The sequence below is a fragment of the Pseudomonas sp. NPDC090203 genome, assembly GCF_044746765.1.
In the GTDB taxonomy this organism is placed as follows: Bacteria; Pseudomonadota; Gammaproteobacteria; order Pseudomonadales; family Pseudomonadaceae; genus Aquipseudomonas; species Aquipseudomonas putida_AD.
Map to the genome: position 1 here is coordinate 48,116 of NZ_JBIVCV010000002.1, position 18,834 is coordinate 66,949.

Annotated in this window: 16 protein-coding genes; 11 read left to right on the top strand and 5 right to left on the bottom strand. The window is 62.4% G+C overall.

The genetic code is table 11. The annotated features are described in order from the left end of the window. Nucleotides 1–187 precede the first annotated feature (187 nt). The 5 genes from hflK to cfaB all read left to right on the top strand — a co-directional run bounded on the left by hflK (nucleotide 188) and on the right by cfaB (nucleotide 7,707). Complete coding sequence (gene hflK / locus ACIPO9_RS03050) at nucleotides 188–2,164, top strand: protease modulator HflK (RefSeq protein WP_400778838.1); 1,977 nt, start codon at nucleotides 188–190, stop codon at nucleotides 2,162–2,164. A gap of 11 nt (nucleotides 2,165–2,175) precedes the next feature. Beyond that, a complete protein-coding gene (gene hflC, locus ACIPO9_RS03055; protein ID WP_400778840.1) occupies nucleotides 2,176–3,216 on the top strand; it encodes a protease modulator HflC in 1,041 nt (346 codons plus the stop codon). After that, nucleotides 3,213–4,280 (top strand): SPFH domain-containing protein, encoded by a 1,068-nt coding sequence (locus ACIPO9_RS03060; protein ID WP_400778842.1) that lies wholly within the window; start codon nucleotides 3,213–3,215, stop codon nucleotides 4,278–4,280. The genes hflC and ACIPO9_RS03060 overlap by 4 nt, the downstream gene beginning before the upstream one ends. After that, entirely contained in the window at nucleotides 4,277–6,229 is a 1,953-nt protein-coding gene (locus ACIPO9_RS03065) for a cation-translocating P-type ATPase (RefSeq protein ID WP_400778843.1), read from the top strand. The genes ACIPO9_RS03060 and ACIPO9_RS03065 overlap by 4 nt, the downstream gene beginning before the upstream one ends. Nucleotides 6,230–6,522: 293 nt before the next feature. Then, a complete protein-coding gene (gene cfaB / locus ACIPO9_RS03070; RefSeq protein WP_274132134.1) occupies nucleotides 6,523–7,707 on the top strand; it encodes a C17 cyclopropane fatty acid synthase CfaB in 1,185 nt (394 codons plus the stop codon). A 104-nt stretch (nucleotides 7,708–7,811) separates the two neighbouring features. Here the strand turns inward: cfaB and cls are convergent, their stop codons facing one another. Then, complete coding sequence (cls, locus tag ACIPO9_RS03075) at nucleotides 7,812–9,251, bottom strand: cardiolipin synthase (RefSeq protein ID WP_400778845.1); 1,440 nt, start codon at nucleotides 9,249–9,251, stop codon at nucleotides 7,812–7,814. A gap of 169 nt (nucleotides 9,252–9,420) precedes the next feature. On the opposite strand from cls, the gene ACIPO9_RS03080 reads away from it, so the two are divergent. Together ACIPO9_RS03080 and ACIPO9_RS03085 are read left to right on the top strand one after the other, a co-directional pair. After that, a complete protein-coding gene (locus ACIPO9_RS03080) occupies nucleotides 9,421–9,942 on the top strand; it encodes a DUF3617 domain-containing protein (protein ID WP_400778847.1) in 522 nt (173 codons plus the stop codon). A 253-nt stretch (nucleotides 9,943–10,195) separates the two neighbouring features. Beyond that, complete coding sequence (locus ACIPO9_RS03085; RefSeq protein WP_400778848.1) at nucleotides 10,196–11,446, top strand: N-acetylmuramoyl-L-alanine amidase; 1,251 nt, start codon at nucleotides 10,196–10,198, stop codon at nucleotides 11,444–11,446. On the opposite strand, the gene ACIPO9_RS03090 is transcribed toward ACIPO9_RS03085, so the two are convergent. Then, entirely contained in the window at nucleotides 11,443–11,832 is a 390-nt protein-coding gene (locus ACIPO9_RS03090) for a glutamine synthetase (RefSeq protein ID WP_400778850.1), read from the bottom strand. The genes ACIPO9_RS03085 and ACIPO9_RS03090 overlap by 4 nt on opposite strands. Before the next feature lie 87 nt (nucleotides 11,833–11,919). Here ACIPO9_RS03090 and zigA point away from each other — a divergent pair, with 87 nt between their 5' ends. Next, nucleotides 11,920–13,125, top strand: a complete 1,206-nt coding sequence (zigA, locus tag ACIPO9_RS03095; protein ID WP_400778852.1) for a zinc metallochaperone GTPase ZigA — start codon at nucleotides 11,920–11,922, stop codon at nucleotides 13,123–13,125. A gap of 153 nt (nucleotides 13,126–13,278) precedes the next feature. Here the strand turns inward: zigA and ACIPO9_RS03100 are convergent, their stop codons facing one another. After that, on the bottom strand, nucleotides 13,279–13,650 hold the full coding sequence (locus tag ACIPO9_RS03100) for an NADH:ubiquinone oxidoreductase (RefSeq protein WP_400778854.1): 372 nt from the start codon (nucleotides 13,648–13,650) through the stop codon (nucleotides 13,279–13,281). 54 nt (nucleotides 13,651–13,704) lie between these two features. Here ACIPO9_RS03100 and ACIPO9_RS03105 point away from each other — a divergent pair, with 54 nt between their 5' ends. Further along, entirely contained in the window at nucleotides 13,705–14,667 is a 963-nt protein-coding gene (locus ACIPO9_RS03105; RefSeq protein WP_274132141.1) for a GTP-binding protein, read from the top strand. Nucleotides 14,668–14,674: 7 nt separating this feature from the next. Here the strand turns inward: ACIPO9_RS03105 and ACIPO9_RS03110 are convergent, their stop codons facing one another. Further along, entirely contained in the window at nucleotides 14,675–15,067 is a 393-nt protein-coding gene (locus tag ACIPO9_RS03110; RefSeq protein ID WP_274132142.1) for a DUF3301 domain-containing protein, read from the bottom strand. Between the two features lie 134 nt (nucleotides 15,068–15,201). Here ACIPO9_RS03110 and pdxY point away from each other — a divergent pair, with 134 nt between their 5' ends. Next, nucleotides 15,202–16,074, top strand: coding sequence for a pyridoxal kinase PdxY (pdxY, locus tag ACIPO9_RS03115; RefSeq protein WP_400606232.1), 873 nt, complete (start codon nucleotides 15,202–15,204; stop codon nucleotides 16,072–16,074). A gap of 172 nt (nucleotides 16,075–16,246) precedes the next feature. On the opposite strand, the gene ACIPO9_RS03120 is transcribed toward pdxY, so the two are convergent. Then, nucleotides 16,247–16,732 carry an acyl-CoA thioesterase gene (locus ACIPO9_RS03120; protein ID WP_274132144.1) on the bottom strand — a complete coding sequence of 162 codons (486 nt, stop codon included), beginning with the start codon at nucleotides 16,730–16,732 and terminating at the stop codon, nucleotides 16,247–16,249. 310 nt (nucleotides 16,733–17,042) lie between these two features. Between ACIPO9_RS03120 and ACIPO9_RS03125 the strand changes: the two genes are divergently transcribed. Next, nucleotides 17,043–18,806, top strand: coding sequence for a cation:proton antiporter (locus ACIPO9_RS03125; RefSeq protein ID WP_400778856.1), 1,764 nt, complete (start codon nucleotides 17,043–17,045; stop codon nucleotides 18,804–18,806). Nucleotides 18,807–18,834 lie beyond the last annotated feature (28 nt).

The following is an 18,834-nucleotide window of genomic DNA, read 5'->3' on the forward strand; positions in this document are numbered from 1 at the left end:
CTAACCTGTCTGCTGGCTGTCTGAGTGAAGAAATCGTCATGTTTGCCCTGCAGAGCGGGACGAAAATTTCACCACAACTGTTATATCGTAACGCCCCATAAATTTTGTGTTTCATCCCGTGAATTCACCACGGGCAGCGGGGCAGGAAATGCAATGACTACAGCATTCAGCAGGTTCTGGAGTGTCGATGCGGGTTGATCTGGATGTTGAGGGTGTTGAACCGGCGAGCCTGCCAAGGTTTCAGCGAGCGAGCTTTCAGGCGCGGCGCCTGTCCCGGCTGACGTACGTGCTGGGTGGCCTTGGCGTGCTGGGGCTGGTGGTGTCGCTGTTCGTCGATCTGTTTTCCCCCAATTCGCTGTGGACGGCAGTGCTCACCAACAGCGCCGCGAGCCTGTTGGTACTGGCCTCGGCGTTGCAATCGGCCTTGGTGGTAACCCTGTGGCGCGCGCAGGTGCTGGTGCCCGTCGAGGCTGGCGGGGAGCCCGATGCCGAGGACGCCGCAGAGCCAGGCTGGTATGACCGCCTGCTGTCGCGCATCGGCGGGGCAGGGGCGTCGATGGCGGGGCAGATCGGCGTGCCGGTGTTCTGGCTGGCGGGCTGGTCGCTGCTGGCGCTCATCAGTATTTCCATGATCTGGAACCTGAACCTGGTCGGCACCTCCGTGGGGCTTGCCGGCAGCATCGTCGCGGGCCTGTTGCTGCTGGTCGCATTCGGCTTGCTGGTGCTCGAGCGCCAGTTCAGCAACGAATCCCAAGCCAGTTGGCCGGAAGCCGAGCAGCTGGCGCAGATTGCGAAGGTGGCAATCGGCACCTTGCTGGTGGCTGCGTTCTGTCTGTTCTTCTCCTCGCCGGATCGCGTCTGGCCCGCTCGGTTGGCGGTGCTGATCGGACTGCTTCCCGGGCTTGTGGCGGTCGAGCTGCTCACTCGTGCGCTTCTCTCGGTCTTCAGCCCGCGCAACGAACGGCTGGAGCCACGGCTGGTCGCCAGCAGTTTCGTCGCCGGCCTGCTGCGCTGGCCACCGCGTCCGCTGATGGCGCTGCAGAACGAACTGCACAATCGCTTCGGCATCGACCTGCGTCAGGTCTGGGCCTTTACCTACATGCGCCGGGCCTTTTTGCCGGTGCTGGCGGTCATTGTCGCACTGGGCTGGGCGTTGAGCGGCGTGCATGAAATTCCGATGCAGGGCCGTGGCATCTATGAGCGTTTCGGCAAGCCGGTCGAGGTGATGGGCCCAGGCCTGCACGCCGGTTTGCCGTGGCCGTTTGGCACGGTGCTGGCGGTCGAGAACGGTGTGGTGCATGAGCTGGCGACCAGCGTCTCGGAAGGCGGCAGTGGCAAAGACGCTGCTGCACAGCCGATGGCCGACCTTGCCGAAGGCCCGCCGCCGACCACCGCCAACCGCCTGTGGGATGCCACGCACATCAATGACAAATCCCAGGTCATCGCCAGCGGTTCGGGGGACAAACAGAGCTTCCAGATCGTCAACATGGACGTGCGCTTCGTTTATCGCATCGGTCTGAGCGACGAGGCAGCCATGGCCGCGACCTACAACAGCGCCGACATTCCGAGCCTGATCCGCAGCACGGCCAGCCGCATCCTGGTTCACGATTTCGCCTCGCGCACCCTCGACGAACTCCTGGGCGAGCAGCGCACGGATCTGGCCAATGACATTGGCAGCGCAGTGCAGCGCGATCTCAAGAAGCTGGACAGCGGCGTGGAAATCCTCGCCACGGTGGTCGAGTCGATCCATCCACCGGCAGGCGCGGCCAATGCCTATCACGCTGTGCAGGCGGCGCAGATCAGCGCCCAATCGCTGATCGCCCGCGAGCGCGGTGCGGCGGCCGACAAGGCCAACCTTGCGCAGCTGCACGCCAGCATCGCCCACGATCAGGCGGCGGCCAATTCCCGCGAAGTCATGGCCACGGCGCAAAGTGCGGACCTGCGGTTTACCGCCGAGCAGCAGGGTTACGCCAAGGCCGGCCAGGCGTTCTTGCTGGAGCAGTACCTGAGCCAGCTGACCCAGGGCCTGACCCACGCCAAATTGCTTGTACTGGATCATCGTCTGGGCGGCACCAGCGCGCCCACCATCGATCTGCGTTCTTTCACTCTCCCGGTCGACCCTGCGGCGTCGTCCAAGTCAGCCGACCAGCCATTGGCTGAATAAGGAGTCGTCCCTTGAGTCTGTTTCATTCCCACGATCATTCCGGCCACGACCACGGCGGCCATGGCCACCACCACGGTCACCATCATCACCACGGCGACGAGTCCGGGCCTGCGCCGTTTCCGTGGCGTCGCGCAGGGCTTGCGGCGGTGCTGATTGCCTTTGCGGTGGCGGCTGCAAGCCTGGTGCAGGTGCGCTCCGGCGAGGCCACGGTGGTCACACGCTTCGGCAACCCTGCGCGGGTGCTGCTCGATCCGGGCCTGAGCTGGCGCTGGCCGGCGCCGTTCGAAGCGGCGATTCCAGTGGACCTGCGTTTGCGCACCACCTCCAGCGGTTTGCAGGATGTGGGCACCCGCGATGGCCTGCGCATCATCGTCCAGGCCTACGTGGCCTGGCAGGTGCAGGGCGACCCGGACAACGTGAAGCGCTTCATGCGCGCAGTGCAGAACCAGCCTGATGAGGCCGCACGGCAGATCCGCACCTTCGTAGGTTCGGCGCTGGAAACCACGGCCGCCAGTTTCGATCTGTCGAGCCTGGTCAACACCGACGCCAGCCAGGTGCGCATCGGTGACTTCGAAGATCAACTGCGCCAGCAGATCGACAAGCAACTGCTGACCACCTACGGCGTGCGCGTCCTGCAGGTGGGTGTTGAACGACTGACACTGCCCTCGGTGACCCTCAACGCCACGGTTGATCGGATGCGCGCCGAGCGGGAAACCATCGCTACCGAACGCACCGCCATCGGCAAGCGCGAAGCGGCGCAGATCCGTTCTGCCGCCGAGCGCGACGCCCGTATCGTTGAAGCGGATGCTGCGGTGAAGGCCGCCGATATCGAGGCGCAGTCCCGCGTGGAGGCTGCGCTGATCTACGGCCGGGCCTACTCCAGTTCGCCGCAGCTGTACAACCTGCTGCGCTCGCTGGACACCCTGGGCACTGTCGTCGGGCCGACCACCAAGCTGATCCTGCGCACCGATGCCGCTCCGTTCCGGGTGCTGGTGGACGGACCGCCGAGCCTGGATGGCAAGTCCGATGGCAAGGCTGGAACGCAGCCATGAGTGAGCAAGACTCGATGCAGGTCGAGCGCGCACCGGTCAACAGTCCCTGGTTGCAGGCCAGCCGGTTGGCCTTCCTGGGCCTGTACGCTGTGACGCTGCTGGCCGCGCTGGGGTGGGCGGTGTCCAACGTTCGGCAGATCGACCCGCAGAACCGCGCCGTGGTGTTCCGTTTCGGTGAGCTGGATCGGGTGCAGAACGCCGGGCTGCTGCTGGCCTGGCCACAACCCTTTGAACAGGTGACGTTGCTGCCTTCGGCGGATCGGGTGATCGAGCGTCACGTCGAAACCCTGCTGCGCTCACCGACTGCGCTGGCCGCTGACAAGGTCACCAGCTTCGCCACGCCCATGAGCGATGCGCTGGCCGGATCCGGCTATCTGCTGACTGGGGATGCCGGTGTCGTACAGCTCGATGTCACGGCGTACTACAAGGTCACTGACCCTCGCGAGTTCGTCCTGCAAGGCGAGCATGTGCTGCCGGCGCTGGATCGGCTGGTCAATCGCAGCGCCGTGAGCCTCACCGCCGCACGAGATCTGGACACCATTCTGGTGGCGCGCCCTGAGTTGATCGGCTCCGACAGCCAGTCTGCCGAGCGCCGCGAGCGACTGCGTGGCGATCTGGTGCAGGGCATCAACAAGCGTCTTGAAGAGTTGACGGCCACCGGCGTCGGCCTGGGTGTCGAGGTGGTGCGCGTGGACGTGCAATCCAGCCTGCCCGCTGCGGCGGTCAACGCCTTCAACGCGGTGCTGACCGCTAGCCAGCAAGCCGATCAGGCTGTCGCCAATGCGCGCACCGACGCCGAGAAGCAGAACCAGACCGCCAACCAGCAAGCCGACCGTACGCTGCAAGTCGCCCACGCCCAGGCGTCCGAGCGGCTGGCCAAGGCGCAGACCGATACCGCGGCGGTGACCGGCCTGGCCCAGTCGATTCAGAACAAGAGCGACCCCGGCCTGCTGCTGCGTCTGTATCGCGAGCGGGTGCCGGGCATTCTCAAACAGGCAGGGTCGGTGACCACGGTCGATCCCCATGACGATTCACGCCTGATCATTCAGGGAGCCGACAAATGAGTGGCGAAGCTGTTCACAACCATGGCGCTGACCATAGCCATGACCATCATCACGCTGATGCGCCCGAGCCCGGCAGCATGCTGACCAGCACCGAGCAACGCAGCGCCGCACGCCAGCTGACCCTGGCAATGCTCGCCCTGGGCTTGCTGGCGCTGGGGCTGGTGTGGCGCTTCTTTGCCCCCGAACAGGTCGGCGTCAGCCAGTTGCTGCTGGGTGCGGCCTCGCTGCTGGTGGCTATTCCGGTGGTCAGCGCGGGCTGGCACAGCCTGCGCTATCCAAGCCTGCACGGCATCACGGATCAACTGATCGCGCTGGCGATGCTCGGCGCCTGGGCCACGGGCGATCTGATGACTGCCGCCTTGCTGCCGATCATCATGATCTTCGGCCATGTGCTGGAAGAGCGCAGCGTCATCGGCTCCCAGGAAGCGATTCAGGCGCTGGGGAAACTCACCCGCAGCCATGCACGGTTGATCACCGCCGACGGCTCGATCCGTGAAGTGGACAACGGCACTCTGGTCGCCGGAGACCGGGTTGAAGTGCGCGCCGGGGACCGGGTGCCCGCCGACGGCATGGTCATGTCCGGCCAGGCGAGCCTGGATACCGCGCCGATCACCGGTGAGTCGGTGCCGCTGGAGGCGCGCGCGGGCATGGAGGTGTTCGGCGGCGCGATCAACCTCGACGGCCTGTTGCGCATCGAGGTAACGCGCATCGGCAATGAATCGACACTGGGCAAAGTCATCGCCCTGATGCAGAGCGCCGAGCGTTCGAAGCCGCCGATCACCCGGCTGCTGGAGCGTTACGCGGGCAGCTACATGGTGCTGGTGTTGCTGATCGCCGCTGTCACCTGGTTCATCACCAACAACGCCCAGGCCATGCTGGCGGTGCTGGTTGCGGCGTGCCCTTGCGCGCTGGTGCTGTCGGCGCCGGCCACGGCGATTGCCGGGATCGCTGTGGCGGCACGCCACGGCATCCTGATTCGCAGCTCGGCCTTCCTTGAAGAACTCGCCGACCTGACATCCCTGGTGGTCGACAAGACTGGCACCCTGACTTACGGCAGCTTGCGCCTGCAATCGGTACAAGCCGAGGAGGGCGCCGGCGATGAGCTGATCCCGCTCGCTGCCAGTCTCGGTTCGGCCAGCAGCCACCCGGTCAGTCGCGCGCTGGCGGGTTTGGTCGAGAAGGATCAACTGCTGGCGCTGCAAGACATTCGCGAACGCCAGGGCCTTGGCGTCGTTGCCCAGACCGAGCGCGGAGAAGCTGCCCTTGGCCGGCCTGAGCTGTTCGCGCAACTGGGCATCGCCACCTCGCCTGTGCCCGATCACGATGGCCCCATTGCCGGGCTGGCCGTTGATGGCGTGTTCCTCGCCTGGCTGCTGCTCGCCGACAGCCTCAAGCCCGAAGCGCGCCAGGCCCTGAGCGAGTTGCGTGAACTGGGCATGGGCAGGCAACTGCTGCTGACCGGCGACCGTCAGAGCGTGGCCGACAGCCTGGCCCATGAGGTCGGCATTAGCGACATCCACGCCCAGGCCTTGCCCGAAGACAAGCTCAACCGGGTGATGGGGGAGATCAAGAGCGGCTTCCGGCCGATGGTGGTGGGTGACGGCATCAACGATTCGCTGGCCTTGAAGGCTGGCGTGGTGGGCGTGGCCATGGGTGCGGGCGGCGCTGACATCGCACTGGCCTCGGCCGACATCGTGCTGATCGGCAGCGACCTGCGCCGCCTGGGGACTTGCGTGCGCTTGAGCCGGCAGTGCCGCAGCACGTTGCAGGTCAACGTCATCATCGGGCTGGGCTGGACGCTGGCGATTGTCGCACTGGCGGCGTTCGGGGTGCTGGGGGCTGCGGGCGCGATGATCGCCGCCATCCTGCACAACCTCAGCACCTTGCTGGTGCTCGGCAACGCCGGACGCTTGCTGCGCTTCCACGAGCCTATCGGCAAAATTTCATAATTGCCTGCAAGCCTTGATTACCGGTGCTCGCGCTGTGAGCACCGGTTTTGACAGGCTCACGTAAGTATAAAAATTCGCTTGAGCTTTGAAGAACTCTGTAACAAATTATGAGTCAGTCACGAAGAGGGTGCTCCATCGCAGGCTTCGCATTGGCTGGAAATCCGGAGTACAGGGCCGTACTCGATTTCAGATTTGTCGTCGCTCTCATAACAAGCCGATAGCCTGACGGTTCCTACTCTGGAGCCGGTTTTGGACTACCCTTTTCCGTGTTTCCGGATCAGGGGGATATCTCAATGCTTGCGCAACTTCCACCGGCGTTACAAAAGCTTCATTTGCCTCTACGACTCAAGCTTTGGGATGGCAACGAGTTCGACCTTGGGTCCGACCCAAGCGTCACCATCGTCGTGAAGGACCCCGCACTGGTGTCCGATTTCAGTCACCCCAGCCTTGACCTTCTGGGCAGCGCCTTCGTAGAAGGCCGGCTTGACCTTGTGGGTTCGATCAGCGAAGTGATGCGGGTCTGTGACGAACTGACCCTGGCCCTCGCCGACGAAGACGACACCAGCGCGCCCACCCGCACGCAGCACGACAAGGACACCGACGCCAAGTCGATCTCCTACCACTATGACCTTTCCAACGACTTCTACCGGCTGTGGCTGGACAAGGACATGGTCTATTCCTGCGCCTACTTCAAGACTGGCAACGAGACGCTGGATCAGGCGCAGCAGGACAAATTCCATCACCTGTGCCGCAAGCTGCGCCTCAAGCCCGGCGAGTATCTGCTCGACGTGGGCTGCGGCTGGGGCGGGCTGTCACGCTTCGCGGCGCGCGAGTACGGGGTGAAGGTGTTCGGCATTACCCTGAGCCGCGAGCAACTGGCGCTGGCGCGGGAGCGAGTCAAAGCCGAAGGGCTGGAGGACCGGGTGGAGCTGCAGTTGCTCGACTATCGCGACCTGCCCAAGGACGGCCGCTTCGACAAGGTCGTGAGTGTGGGCATGTTCGAACACGTCGGCCACGCCAACCTCGACCTCTACGCCAAGTGCCTGTTCGCGGCGGTGAAGGAGGGCGGGCTGGTGATGAACCATGGCATTACCGCCAAGCACACCGATGGTCGCCCTGTGGGCCGCGGGGCGGGTGATTTCATCGACCGTTATGTGTTTCCCAACGGCGAACTGCCGCACCTGTCGATGATCACCGGCTTCATCAGCGAGGCGGGGCTGGAGGTGGTGGACGTGGAGAGTCTGCGCCTGCACTACGCCCGTACCCTGGATCACTGGAGCACGCGGCTGGAAGAAAAGCTGGAGGTGGCAGCGGCGATGGTGCCGGAGCAGGCCTTGCGGATCTTCCGCCTGTACCTGGCCGGATGTGCCTATGCGTTCTCCAAGGGCTGGATCAACCTGCATCAGATCCTGGCGGTGAAACCCCGCGCCGATGGCAGCCATGATTTGCCGTGGACCCGTGAGGATCTTTACCCCTGACGAAGACCTGTAGGAGCGCGCTTGCCCGCGATGGCGTCAGATCGGACGACATCGCAGCGGATGGTCGATCGCAGTCGCGGGCAAGCGCGCTCCTACAGTAACCGTCAGAGAATCGGTGAAATCAGCCGCGCCACGCGCATCCCCAGGCGCTGCAACTGATGCGTCTCGCGACTATCCTGCGTCGAGATTTCAACCGCGTTGGCGAAGTCGTCACTGAGCATCGCCTCCACCTCCCGAGCGAAGTCTTCGTCTACGGTCAGCAGCATCAATTCGAAATTCAGCCGGAACGAGCGGTTGTCCAGGTTGGCGCTGCCGATCGCAGTGATCTCGTTGTCCACCAGCACCACCTTCTGATGCAGGAACCCCGGCTGGTAGCGAAACATGCGCACACCGGCACGCACCGCCTCGAACGCAAACAGGCTGGAGGCCGCGTACACCGTGTAGTGGTCGGGGCGCGATGGCAGCAGCAACCGCACGTCAACGCCGCGCAGTACCGCCAGACGCAGCGCGGCGAACACTGCCTCGTCGGGCACGAAGTAGGGCGTGGTGATCCACACCCGTTCGGTGGCTGCGTGGATCGCCTCGACGAAAAACAGCGAGCAGGTCTCCTGCCGATCCGCAGGGCCGGTGGCGAGCAACTGGCAGAGCACGCCGTCTTCGGGGTAGTGCTCGGGCAGAATCAGCGGCGGCAACTCCCGGGTTGCCCAGAACCAGTCCTCGGCAAAGGACTCCTGCAGGCACGCCACCACCGGCCCGATGATCGCCACATGGGTATCACGCCACGGCGCCAATGGAGGCTTGAGCCCCAGGTATTCATCACCGACGTTATGCCCGCCGACAAAGCCGCGCACGCCATCAACCACCACGATCTTGCGATGATTGCGGAAGTTGATCTGGAAGCGATTGAGCCACCCGCTTCGAGTCGCGAAGGCTTTGATCTGCACGCCACCGGCGCGCAGCTTATCGACGTAGCTGGCGGGCAGGGCGTGGCTGCCGATGCGGTCGTAGAGCACGAAAATCTCTACGCCTTCGGCGGCCTTTTCCAGTAGAAGCGTTTGCAGGCGGCGGCCCAGATCGTCGTCATGGATGATGAAGAACTGCACGAACACCACACGCTTCGCCGCCCGGATGGCGTCGAATATCGCGCTGAATGTCGCCTCGCCGTTAATCAGCAGCTTCACTTCGTTATTGGCCAGGCACGGCATGCGGCCCAGCTTGGGCATCGCCCGCAGTGATTCGTAGGCGTCGGAGCGCCGTGCGGCGACAGCCTCTTCGATCCAGGGCTTCCAGTTGAAATCGGCGATGGCCTCACGCATCTCGGTGTTGGCCTGACGCCGCGCCTTGATATATGCATCAAAGGTGCTGCGGCCAAAGACGAGGTACGGAATGAGGGTGATATAGGGGATGAAAATGAGCGGCATGGCCCAGGCGATGGAGCCTTGCGCGGTGCGCACCGTCAGCAATGCATGAATCGCTGCTACGATGCCCAGCAGATGAGTGAAGCCGATCAGATAGCCGAAAAAATACGGGCTGTGATAGTCCATGAGCGACCTTGTTGCGGGTTCGATTGTGTCTAACAGACCACAGCCCGCCGCGATTGTCGCTATTTAATTCGGCCTGCAACTGGTTACCGGATTTGTCGTCTAAGCGTCATTGTCTACGGTAACGACAGGCCGCAACCGAACTGTCTCAGAAAAGAAGGAAACAGGGTTCATGAAAAAGCGCGTACTGGCGTTGATGGTGGGTCTGGCAGCGCCGTTCGTTCAGGCCCAGGTGCTGCAACCCGGATTGTGGGAACTGACGTCCAGCAATATGCAGGTCGATGGACAGCAGATGCCCGACATGCAGGTCATGCTCGCCCAGCTGCAGATGATGGCTCCACAGCAACGTGCGGCCATGGAAAAAATGCTGGAAAAACAAGGCATTACCCTGGGCGGGAAAGGCGTGCGGGTGTGCCTGACACCGGAGCAGGTGAAGAACGAACAGATTCCGTTGACCGATCCCAAGTCCGGGTGCAGTCAGCAAATCACTGATCGCAATGGGCCGACCTGGAAATTCAAATTCAGTTGCCCTCGTGCCCAGGGTACCGGTACTGCCCAGTTCCTCAGTGATCGCGAGTTCAACACCCACGTTGTGGGCTCGTTCAATGCCACCGGACAGCAGCAGAACGGCAGCATGGACACCAAGGCCGTCTGGCTGGACCAGAACTGTGGAACCGTTAAGCCTCGCACCTGATTGACCGTTTGTCCGAACGCCCCGTTTACCGGGGCGTTTCTGTTTTCAGCGACCAATCCCCTGTCCATGTTCCACGTGGAACATCCTCTTGTTTCACATGAGTTTTTTGCCCTTAGCCTTTGATTTGCAGCTTAAAAGTCCGGCCAATTCTGTAAAAAGCTTCATCTTCGAGTTTCTGGCGGCATGTTATATTGTTACGAACAATGTTCATGCCTACCAGAGCCGGGATGCTCGTCTTTTTTCGGAACGTGCCATGCATCGACGTCAAATGCTGCTCAATATGCTTTTGGCCAGCGCCGCTTTCGCGCTTCCTTTCTCCGTCAATGCCACGCAGATTCGCAACGCGCGACTATGGCGCTCCGAAAACAAGTCGCGGCTGGTGTTCGATCTTAGCGGTCCGGTGAAGTACAAAACCTTCACCCTGAATGCACCTGAGCGCATCATCATCGACGTCAGCGGTGCGCGACTCGAGGGCGACTTCAGTCAACTGGCGCTGGAAAACTCGCCAATCAAGGCAATCCGCTCCGGTCATTTCGGCCAGGGCGATACCCGTATCGTGCTCGACCTGGCTTCGCCCGTGCAGCTCAACAGCTTTTTGCTCGGGCCTGAGGGCGCGCAGGGCAACCGCCTGGTGGTGGACCTGGGTCATGACGTCGCCGCGCACCCTCCCGTGCAACTGGCCGCAGCAGCGCCTGCCGCCGTCGTGGCCAAAGAGCCGCCTGCGCCAGTGCCTGACAAGAATCACCCCAAGCGCGACACCATGGTGGTGGTCGATGCCGGGCACGGCGGCAAGGACCCGGGCGCCATCGGCTCCAAGGGCGAGCGCGAGAAAGACGTGGTGTTGTCCATCGCCCAGTTGCTGGCCAAGCGGCTCAAGCGCGAGAAGGGCTTCGATGTGCGCCTGGTGCGCAACGACGACTTCTTCGTGCCGCTGCGCAAGCGCGTGGACATTGCCCGCAAATACAACGCCGACATGTTCATTTCGGTGCATGCCGATGCCGCGCCGCGCCTGACCGCATCGGGCGCGTCAGTGTTTGCCTTGTCGGAGAACGGCGCGACCTCGGCGACCGCGCGTTTCATGGCCCAACGCGAAAACGGCGCGGACCTGATCGGCGCCAACAGCTTGCTCAACCTGAAAGACAAGGACCCGATGCTGGCCGGGGTGATTCTCGACATGTCGATGAACGCCACCATCGCCGCCAGCCTGCAACTGGGCCACACCGTGCTCGGCAGCCTGGAGGGTGTGACGACGCTGCACCAGAAGCGCGTGGAACAGGCCGGATTTGCCGTGTTGAAATCCCCGGACGTGCCGTCGATTCTGGTGGAGACCGGCTTCATCTCCAACAGCCGCGACAGCCAGCGCCTGGTGACGGCGCGTCATCAGCAGGCCGTGGCCGACGGGCTGTTCGATGGCATGAAGCAGTACTTCGAGCGCAACCCTCCGGCAGGTTCGTTCATTGCCTGGCGGCAGGAGCAGAAGGCGGCGGAGCAGGCGGTGGTCTAACGACAACCCGTCACGCGACTGCAGGTGATCTTGCTCCGGCTGCCGCTGGAGCTAGACACCCGGCTGATCGTCGTCCAGCCGACTTTCTGGATATACCCCACCCACGCCTCGCCATCCGAGGCGAGCCCCGTGAAGAACGTCAGCGACCCATAGCGGCTGTTGGTCTGCGCCCAGCGCCGTTTGCCTTCGCTTTCATACCCGCGCAGGTACATGGTGGTGCCCGACATCGCCACGCTGTAGCTGTTGCCATACGCATCGAGGCACGCCAGCACTGTCGCGCTGCGCGTACACAGCGCCTGATCCAGCCTGGGCGAGGGCGGTGCGGCAAACGCCTGTGTACTCAGCAGCAGAACAAGCCCCGAGAAAATACTGAAAACCCTGACCATTGAGCCGACCTTGCAAAATAAAGTTAGCAGCTTTGTATTGTTATATTATAACGTAAAAAGCATTCGAACCTGCTACCTGATGAGACCATGATGAACCGCCTCCCCGTTACCGTCCTGTCCGGCTTTCTCGGCGCCGGCAAAAGCACGCTGCTCAACCATATCCTGCGTAACCGCGAAGACCTGCGAGTGGCGGTCATCGTCAATGACATGAGCGAAATCAACATCGATGGCGGTGAGGTCCAGCGTGACGTCAGCCTCAACCGCGCCGAAGAAAAGCTCGTGGAAATGAGCAACGGCTGCATCTGCTGCACCCTGCGCGAAGACCTTCTGGAAGAAGTCAGCCGGCTGGCGCGCGATGGCCGCTTCGATTATCTGCTGATCGAGTCCACCGGCATTTCCGAGCCGCTGCCGGTGGCGGAAACCTTCACCTTTCGCGACGAGGCGGGACAGAGTCTGGCTGATATTGCGCGCCTGGACACCATGGTCACCGTGGTCGATGGCCTGAATTTCCTACAGGACTACCAGGCTGCGGAAAGCCTCGACTCACGCGGCGAAACGCTGGGTGAAGATGACGAACGTTCCATCACCGATTTGCTGATCGAGCAGGTGGAGTTCGCCGACGTGATCCTCATCAGCAAGATCGACCTCATCAGCTCGGCCGAGCGCCAGGAGTTGATGGCGATCCTGAAAAGCCTCAACAGCCAGGCGGAAATACTGCCGATGGTGATGGGCGCAGTGCCGCTGGGCAAGATTCTGGATACCGGCCGCTTCGATTTCGAGCGCGCGGCCCAGGCGCCGGGCTGGCTCAAGGAACTGCGGGGTGAGCATGTGCCGGAAACCGAAGAGTACGGCATCGCCTCGACGGCCTATCGCGCGCGCCGACCGTTTCACCCGCAGCGGTTTTTCGATTTCATCAATGGCGACTGGAGCAACGGCAAACTGCTGCGTTCCAAGGGCTTCTTCTGGCTGGCGAGCAAGCATCAGGAGGCCGGCAGTTGGTCACAGGCGGGCGGGTTGATGCGATATGGCTTCGCCGGGCGCTGGTGGCGTTTCGTGCCCAAGGAGCACTGGCCGCAGGATCAGGAAAGCACCGAGGTCATCATGCGCAACTGGATGGCGCAGAGTGGGGATTGCCGGCAGGAACTGGTATTCATCGGCCAGAACATCGATTTCGCCCGGCTGAACGCCGATCTTGATGCATGCCTGTTGACCGATGTCGAGATGGCGGTGGGTGTTGAAGGGTGGAGAGAGTTGGCCGATCCGTTTGGTGATTGGCATGGGGAAGCGGCGTAGGGCTTGAGACCGCTCCCGCCGGCAAGCCGTGCTGCTACGGATAGGTTGCGTACACGGTAGTTGTGAACAACCAGAACCCGTAGCAGCCCGGCCGGGCGGCGTTCCGCTTGCCGGCGGGGGCGTATTTGCAATCACCACCGCAATCATCGGCGTCTACTGCGCCTTCCACACACCCTTGCTCTGCTGCTCGCAAAAGGGCTTGAGGAAGGCGGCATCGCTGGCCACGCCGTAATAGTGAATGTTCTGCCGATAGGGCATATTGGCGACTTGTGCGTTGCTGCACTGGCCGAAGGACCCCGAGGGGCATTGCTCCATGTAGGCGACTTCGACCTTCTGGTCCTTGAGCTGCGGTTTGCAGAAACCGTTGCGGAAGAGATCTGGCGGAATATTGAGATTTTCCTGACAGACTTTCACGTCAAGTCGCTCGGCCTGACTATGAACCACGCAGGATTCAGCCCACGTCTGTCCCGACGTGACCGCCAACAGCACCAACGCCAGCCGCACGGGCAGCCAGATTGCTCGCATCGATTACCTCCGTCTGCGCTCGTTTTCGGGAGCGACGTTCAACAATGGCCGGACATGCTGCAGAACATTCCCACCCATGTCATTGCTGGCCCTTTGGGTGCCGGCAAGACCAGCCTCATCAAGCACCTGCTTTCGCTCAAGCCTGCGGGTGAGCGCTGGGCCATTCTGATCAACGAATTCGGTCAGATCGGCCTGGACGCTGCGCTGCTCAGCACGGCCGAGGATGGTATCGCACTTGGCGAAGTGGCTGGTGGTTGCCTGTGCTGCGTCAATGGCGCGCCGTTCCAGATCGGCCTGGGGCGCCTTTTGCGCAAGGCAAAGCCTGACCGGCTGTTCATCGAGCCGTCCGGGCTGGGTCACCCGGTGCAACTGATGGCGCAACTGAAAGACGCGCCGTGGGCAGGCGTGCTGGCGGTGCAGCCTTGCGTCATGGTGCTCGATGCACTGGCGCTGGTCCAGGGCAAGCCGTTGCCCGCAACCCAGCACGATGCGATGACGGACGCCGGGCTGCTGGTGCTGAACAAGTCGGCGGGGCTGGACGCAGCGGCTCGACAGGCAATCATCCACTCGCTGCCTGATCGCCCTGTGGTCTGGACCGAGTCGGGCGTCGTTGCGCTGGATCAACTGCCCGGTATCGACGTGCGTGCGCGGGAGGGTGTGGATAACTTCGTTGCGCCCAGGACCCTGGCGCAGATGCCGGCCGTCTGGACCGACCCGATGACGCCGATCTGCCTGAGCCAGGCGCAGCCCGAGGGTTGGAGCATCGGCTGGCGTTGGCATCCGGATCGGGTGTTCGACGCAGGCAAAGTGCGCGAATGGCTGCAAAGCCTTGGCTGGCGCCGCGCCAAGCTGGTTATCCACAGTCAGGATGGGTGGGTGTCGGGCAACGGGCTCGATGGCAGCGACATCCAGTGGGCGCCCAGTGAGTGGCGCAAGGATTCGCGGTTGGAGTTGATCTTTGCCGAGCCGCAGGATGAGGCGCAGTTGAGCGAGCGATTGACCGGTTGCAGGGTCTAGAGGCCGCTCACTGCTTCCACTTGTTGTGTTCCTGGCGCCACTCGTTGAGCTGGATGATTTCCGCGGTCGGCTTGGGATTCTTGATTTCGAACGGGTAGGGCGCCAGTTCGATCTGGGCGGTGTGCTTGCCGAACATGGTGATGGTGCCGGGGTGGCGTTGCTCGCCGGTCACGGTGAACTCGAAGTTGTACACCCGGGCCAGACGCTTGCGGCCCTCGTTGTCGCGCTTGAACGTGATACGACGCAGGGCGACGTTGCCATCGAGCAATTCGATGTCGAGCTTGGCACAGTGCTGTTTCACGCGCTCAAGGGCACGTTCGCGCAGGCCATGGGAATGCCACAGCCAGGCGCCAGCGGTTGCCAGCAGCATCAGGACGAAAATGTTGCCCAGGGTCAGCATGGAAAGAGAGCTCCAACGGAAGATGTCCAGCTTAACTGCCTCAGGTCACCGACAGCCATAGTCCGGTCGTTTAATTTCGCTTCACTTCGTCCGGCTTCACTACTAAGGTGCTTTCCCGGCTTCAGGAACCTGTCATGAAACGTTCGCCTCATTTACTCGCCATCCAGTCTCACGTGGTCTTCGGACATGCTGGCAACAGCGCTGCGGTATTTCCCATGCAGCGGATCGGCATCAATGTCTGGCCGCTCAACACGGTGCAGTTCTCCAACCATACTCAGTATGGACACTGGGCGGGCGAAGTGTTGGCGCCGCAGCAAATTCCTGCGTTGGTCGAAGGGATCGCGGCCATCGGCGAGCTGGGCAATTGCGATGCGGTATTGTCGGGTTATCTGGGCAGCGCGGCGCAGGGGCGGGCGATTCTGACGGCAGTGGCGCAGATCAAGCGCGCCAACCCCCGTGCGCTGTACCTGTGTGATCCGGTCATGGGGCACCCCGAGAAAGGCTGCATCGTGCCCCAGGAAGTCAGTGATTTCCTGCTGGATGAAGCGGCTGCAGTGGCGGATTTCCTCTGCCCGAACCAGTTGGAACTGGACAGCTTTTCAGGGCGCAAGCCAAGCTCCTTGATGGATTGCCTGGCCATGGCCCGCGCATTGTTGGCCCGGGGGCCGAAAGCCATCGTGGTCAAGCACCTGGATTACCCCGGAAAGCCCGCCGACGGCTTTGAAATGCTGCTGGTGACCGAGCACGAAAGCTGGCACCTGCGCAGGCCGCTGTTGGCCTTCCCGCGCCAGCCAGTGGGCGTGGGCGACCTGACTTCGGGACTGTTCCTGTCGAAGGTGTTGCTGGGGGATGATTTGCGCAGCGCCTTCGAATACACGGCTTCGGCGGTGCATGAGGTGCTGCTGGAGACCCAGGCGTGCGGCAGCTACGAGCTGGAACTGGTACGCGCCCAGGACCGGATTGCGCATCCGCGGGTGAAGTTCGAGGCGGTGCGTTTGCACCCTTGACCCGTAGCAGCCCGGCCGTGCGGCGTCCGCTTGCCGGCGGGGCGGCTGCCTGACACACCGCGAATGCCGATTGTAGGAGCGCGCTTGCCCGCGACCGCGGTGTATCAGACCCACACCGGGCTCAGACACACTGCCGTCGCGGGCAAGCGCGCTCCTACAGATGGATGTCGCCTTACACACCATCCTCACGGATTTCGCGGTAGCGCTTTTCCAGTTCCTGGCGAATCTGGCGGCGTTGCTGGGCCTGGACGTAGCGGCGCTTGCCCTCGCTGGTCTCGGGCACCAGAGGCGGCACGCTCACCGGCTTGCGCTGGTCATCCACGGCCACCATGGTGAAGAAGCAGCTGTTGGAGTGACGCACCGAGCGCTCGCGGATGTTCTCGGTCACGACCTTGATCCCGACTTCCATTGAGGTGTTGCCGGTGTAGTTCACCGAGGCGAGAAAGGTCACCAGCTCGCCGACATGCACCGGCTCGCGGAAGATCACCTGATCCACCGACAGCGTCACGACATACCGGCCGGCATAACGGGCCGCGCAGGCGTAAGCCACTTCGTCGAGGTATTTGAGCAGGGTGCCGCCGTGCACGTTGCCAGAGAAGTTGGCCATGTCCGGGGTCATCAATACAGTCATCGACAGCTGGGCGTTTCCGGGTTCCATAGCGTGCTCACGGTCAATTGAGTCAAGTTGGCACCTTGGACGGTGCTCGGGTGTGGATTGGCAATCAAAGCCAACGTTATCGGGACGCAAACCGCCGCGTCGTCGTCACGCTTGAAGCCTATCTGTTTCTATATATTGCACCGGCTTTATCGGCTTTTGTGCGGTGTTAACCTGCAAAAACCCTTGGATGGGGTAATTCCTGCGTTCCTGTCAGATTAAACCGACACCGTTGGCGGCTTTTCGCACAGCAGTCGCTTCTCTATCGAGGCGAGAACGCGCATACCACTGCTAGTGACAAGGAGCCGCGCCCATGCACGCCATCAGTTTCATTCAGGATCTGGCCGTCATCATGCTCGTGGCCGGGGTGGTGACGGTGCTGTTTCATCGTCTCAAACAACCGGTGGTGCTGGGCTATATCGTGGCCGGCTTCATCATCGGTCCGCACACCCCGCCGTTCGGCCTGATCCACGACGAAGACACCATCAAGACCCTGGCCGAGCTTGGAGTGATCTTCCTGATGCTCTGCCTGGGGCTCGAATTCAGCCTGCGCAAGCTGTTCAAGGTTGGCGCCACGGCGTTCATTGCCGCGTTTCTCGAAATCATGCTGATGATCTGGATCGGCTACGAGATCGGCCAGTATTTCGGCTGGAGCACCATGGATTCGCTGTTTCTGGGAGCGATCCTGGCCATCTCCTCAACGACCATCATCGTCAAGGCGCTCAATGACCTGAAGATGAAGAACCAGCGGTTTGCCCAACTGATCTTCGGCGTGCTGATCGTCGAGGACATATTGGGTATCGGTATCATCGCGTTGCTGTCCGGCATCGCGGTCAGCGGCACGGTCAGCTCCGGCGAAGTCTTCTCCACCGTAGGCAAGCTCTCGCTGTTCATGATTGTCGCCCTGGTCATTGGCATTCTGCTGGTGCCGCGCCTGTTGGCCTACGTGGCAAAGTTCGAAAGCAACGAGATGCTGCTCATCACCGTATTGGGCCTGTGTTTCGGCTTCTGCCTGCTGGTGGTGAAGCTGGAATACAGCATGGTGCTCGGCGCGTTCCTGATCGGCGCGATCATGGCCGAATCCCGGCAATTGATGAAAATCGAGCACCTGATCGAACCCATTCGCGACATGTTCAGCGCCATCTTCTTCGTCGCCATCGGTTTGATGATCGATCCTAAGATCCTGCTCGACTATGCCTGGCCAATCGCAGTCATCACCGTGGCCGTGGTGCTGGGCAAGATGTTGTCTTGCGGACTGGGGGCGTTTATCGCCGGTAACGACGGCAAGACCTCACTGCGGGTCGGGATGGGCCTGTCACAGATTGGCGAATTTTCCTTCATCATCGCGGCGCTGGGGATGACGTTGCAGGTCACCAGCGACTTCCTCTATCCGGTTGCGGTGGCTGTGTCGGCGATCACCACGCTGCTGACGCCCTACCTGATCCGGGCGGCCGATCCGCTGTCGCACTCCCTGGGCAATATCGTGCCTGCGCGCGTCGCCCGGGTTTTCGGCCTGTACGGGGAATGGCTGCGCAGCATCCAGCCCCAGGGGCAGGGCGCGTTGCTGGCATCGATGATTCGCAAGATTCTGCTGCAAGTGGGCGTGAACCTGGCCCTGGTGGTAGCGATCTTCTTCTGCGGCGGGTATTTCGGCGAGCGCATCGGCGAATACTTCAGCGAGTGGGTCAGTGAAGTCGGCCAGCAGAAGGCATGGGTCTGGGGCGCGTCGTTGCTGCTGTCGCTGCCGTTCCTGATCGCGGCCTATCGCAAGCTCAAGGCGCTCTCGATGCTGCTGGCAGAGATGGGGGTCAAGCCGGAAATGGCGGGGCGCCATACCGAGCGGGTGCGCCGGGTGATCGCCGAAGTGATCCCGCTGCTGTCGCTGTCGGTGCTGTTTGTGCTGATCGCATTGCTCTCGGCGAGCATGCTACCGACCAGCGAGTGGCTGCTGCTGATCGTGATGGTCGCGGCGGTGGTGGCCGCGGTGCTGTGGCGCTGGTTCATCCGCGTGCACACGCGCATGCAGATCGCGCTGCTGGAGACGCTGGGCAACAACCAGGAACCTTCGGAGCGCTAAGCTCGCAAACTTGAGCCCCGAAGGTCGA

What these genes read in the sequence shown, in the direction of transcription:
- hflK (WP_400778838.1), top strand. Translation starts at nt 188, where the DNA reads ATGCGGGTTGATCTGGATGTTGAGGGTGTTGAACCGGCGAGCCTGCCA.
- ACIPO9_RS03060 (WP_400778842.1), top strand. Translation starts at nt 3,213, where the DNA reads ATGAGTGAGCAAGACTCGATGCAGGTCGAGCGCGCACCGGTCAACAGT.
- ACIPO9_RS03065 (WP_400778843.1), top strand. Translation starts at nt 4,277, where the DNA reads ATGAGTGGCGAAGCTGTTCACAACCATGGCGCTGACCATAGCCATGAC.
- cfaB (WP_274132134.1), top strand. Translation starts at nt 6,523, where the DNA reads ATGCTTGCGCAACTTCCACCGGCGTTACAAAAGCTTCATTTGCCTCTA.
- cls (WP_400778845.1), bottom strand. Translation starts at nt 9,251, where the DNA reads ATGGACTATCACAGCCCGTATTTTTTCGGCTATCTGATCGGCTTCACT.
- ACIPO9_RS03080 (WP_400778847.1), top strand. Translation starts at nt 9,421, where the DNA reads ATGAAAAAGCGCGTACTGGCGTTGATGGTGGGTCTGGCAGCGCCGTTC.
- ACIPO9_RS03085 (WP_400778848.1), top strand. Translation starts at nt 10,196, where the DNA reads ATGCATCGACGTCAAATGCTGCTCAATATGCTTTTGGCCAGCGCCGCT.
- ACIPO9_RS03090 (WP_400778850.1), bottom strand. Translation starts at nt 11,832, where the DNA reads ATGGTCAGGGTTTTCAGTATTTTCTCGGGGCTTGTTCTGCTGCTGAGT.
- zigA (WP_400778852.1), top strand. Translation starts at nt 11,920, where the DNA reads ATGATGAACCGCCTCCCCGTTACCGTCCTGTCCGGCTTTCTCGGCGCC.
- ACIPO9_RS03100 (WP_400778854.1), bottom strand. Translation starts at nt 13,650, where the DNA reads ATGCGAGCAATCTGGCTGCCCGTGCGGCTGGCGTTGGTGCTGTTGGCG.
- ACIPO9_RS03105 (WP_274132141.1), top strand. Translation starts at nt 13,705, where the DNA reads ATGCTGCAGAACATTCCCACCCATGTCATTGCTGGCCCTTTGGGTGCC.
- ACIPO9_RS03110 (WP_274132142.1), bottom strand. Translation starts at nt 15,067, where the DNA reads ATGCTGACCCTGGGCAACATTTTCGTCCTGATGCTGCTGGCAACCGCT.
- pdxY (WP_400606232.1), top strand. Translation starts at nt 15,202, where the DNA reads ATGAAACGTTCGCCTCATTTACTCGCCATCCAGTCTCACGTGGTCTTC.
- ACIPO9_RS03120 (WP_274132144.1), bottom strand. Translation starts at nt 16,732, where the DNA reads ATGGAACCCGGAAACGCCCAGCTGTCGATGACTGTATTGATGACCCCG.
- ACIPO9_RS03125 (WP_400778856.1), top strand. Translation starts at nt 17,043, where the DNA reads ATGCACGCCATCAGTTTCATTCAGGATCTGGCCGTCATCATGCTCGTG.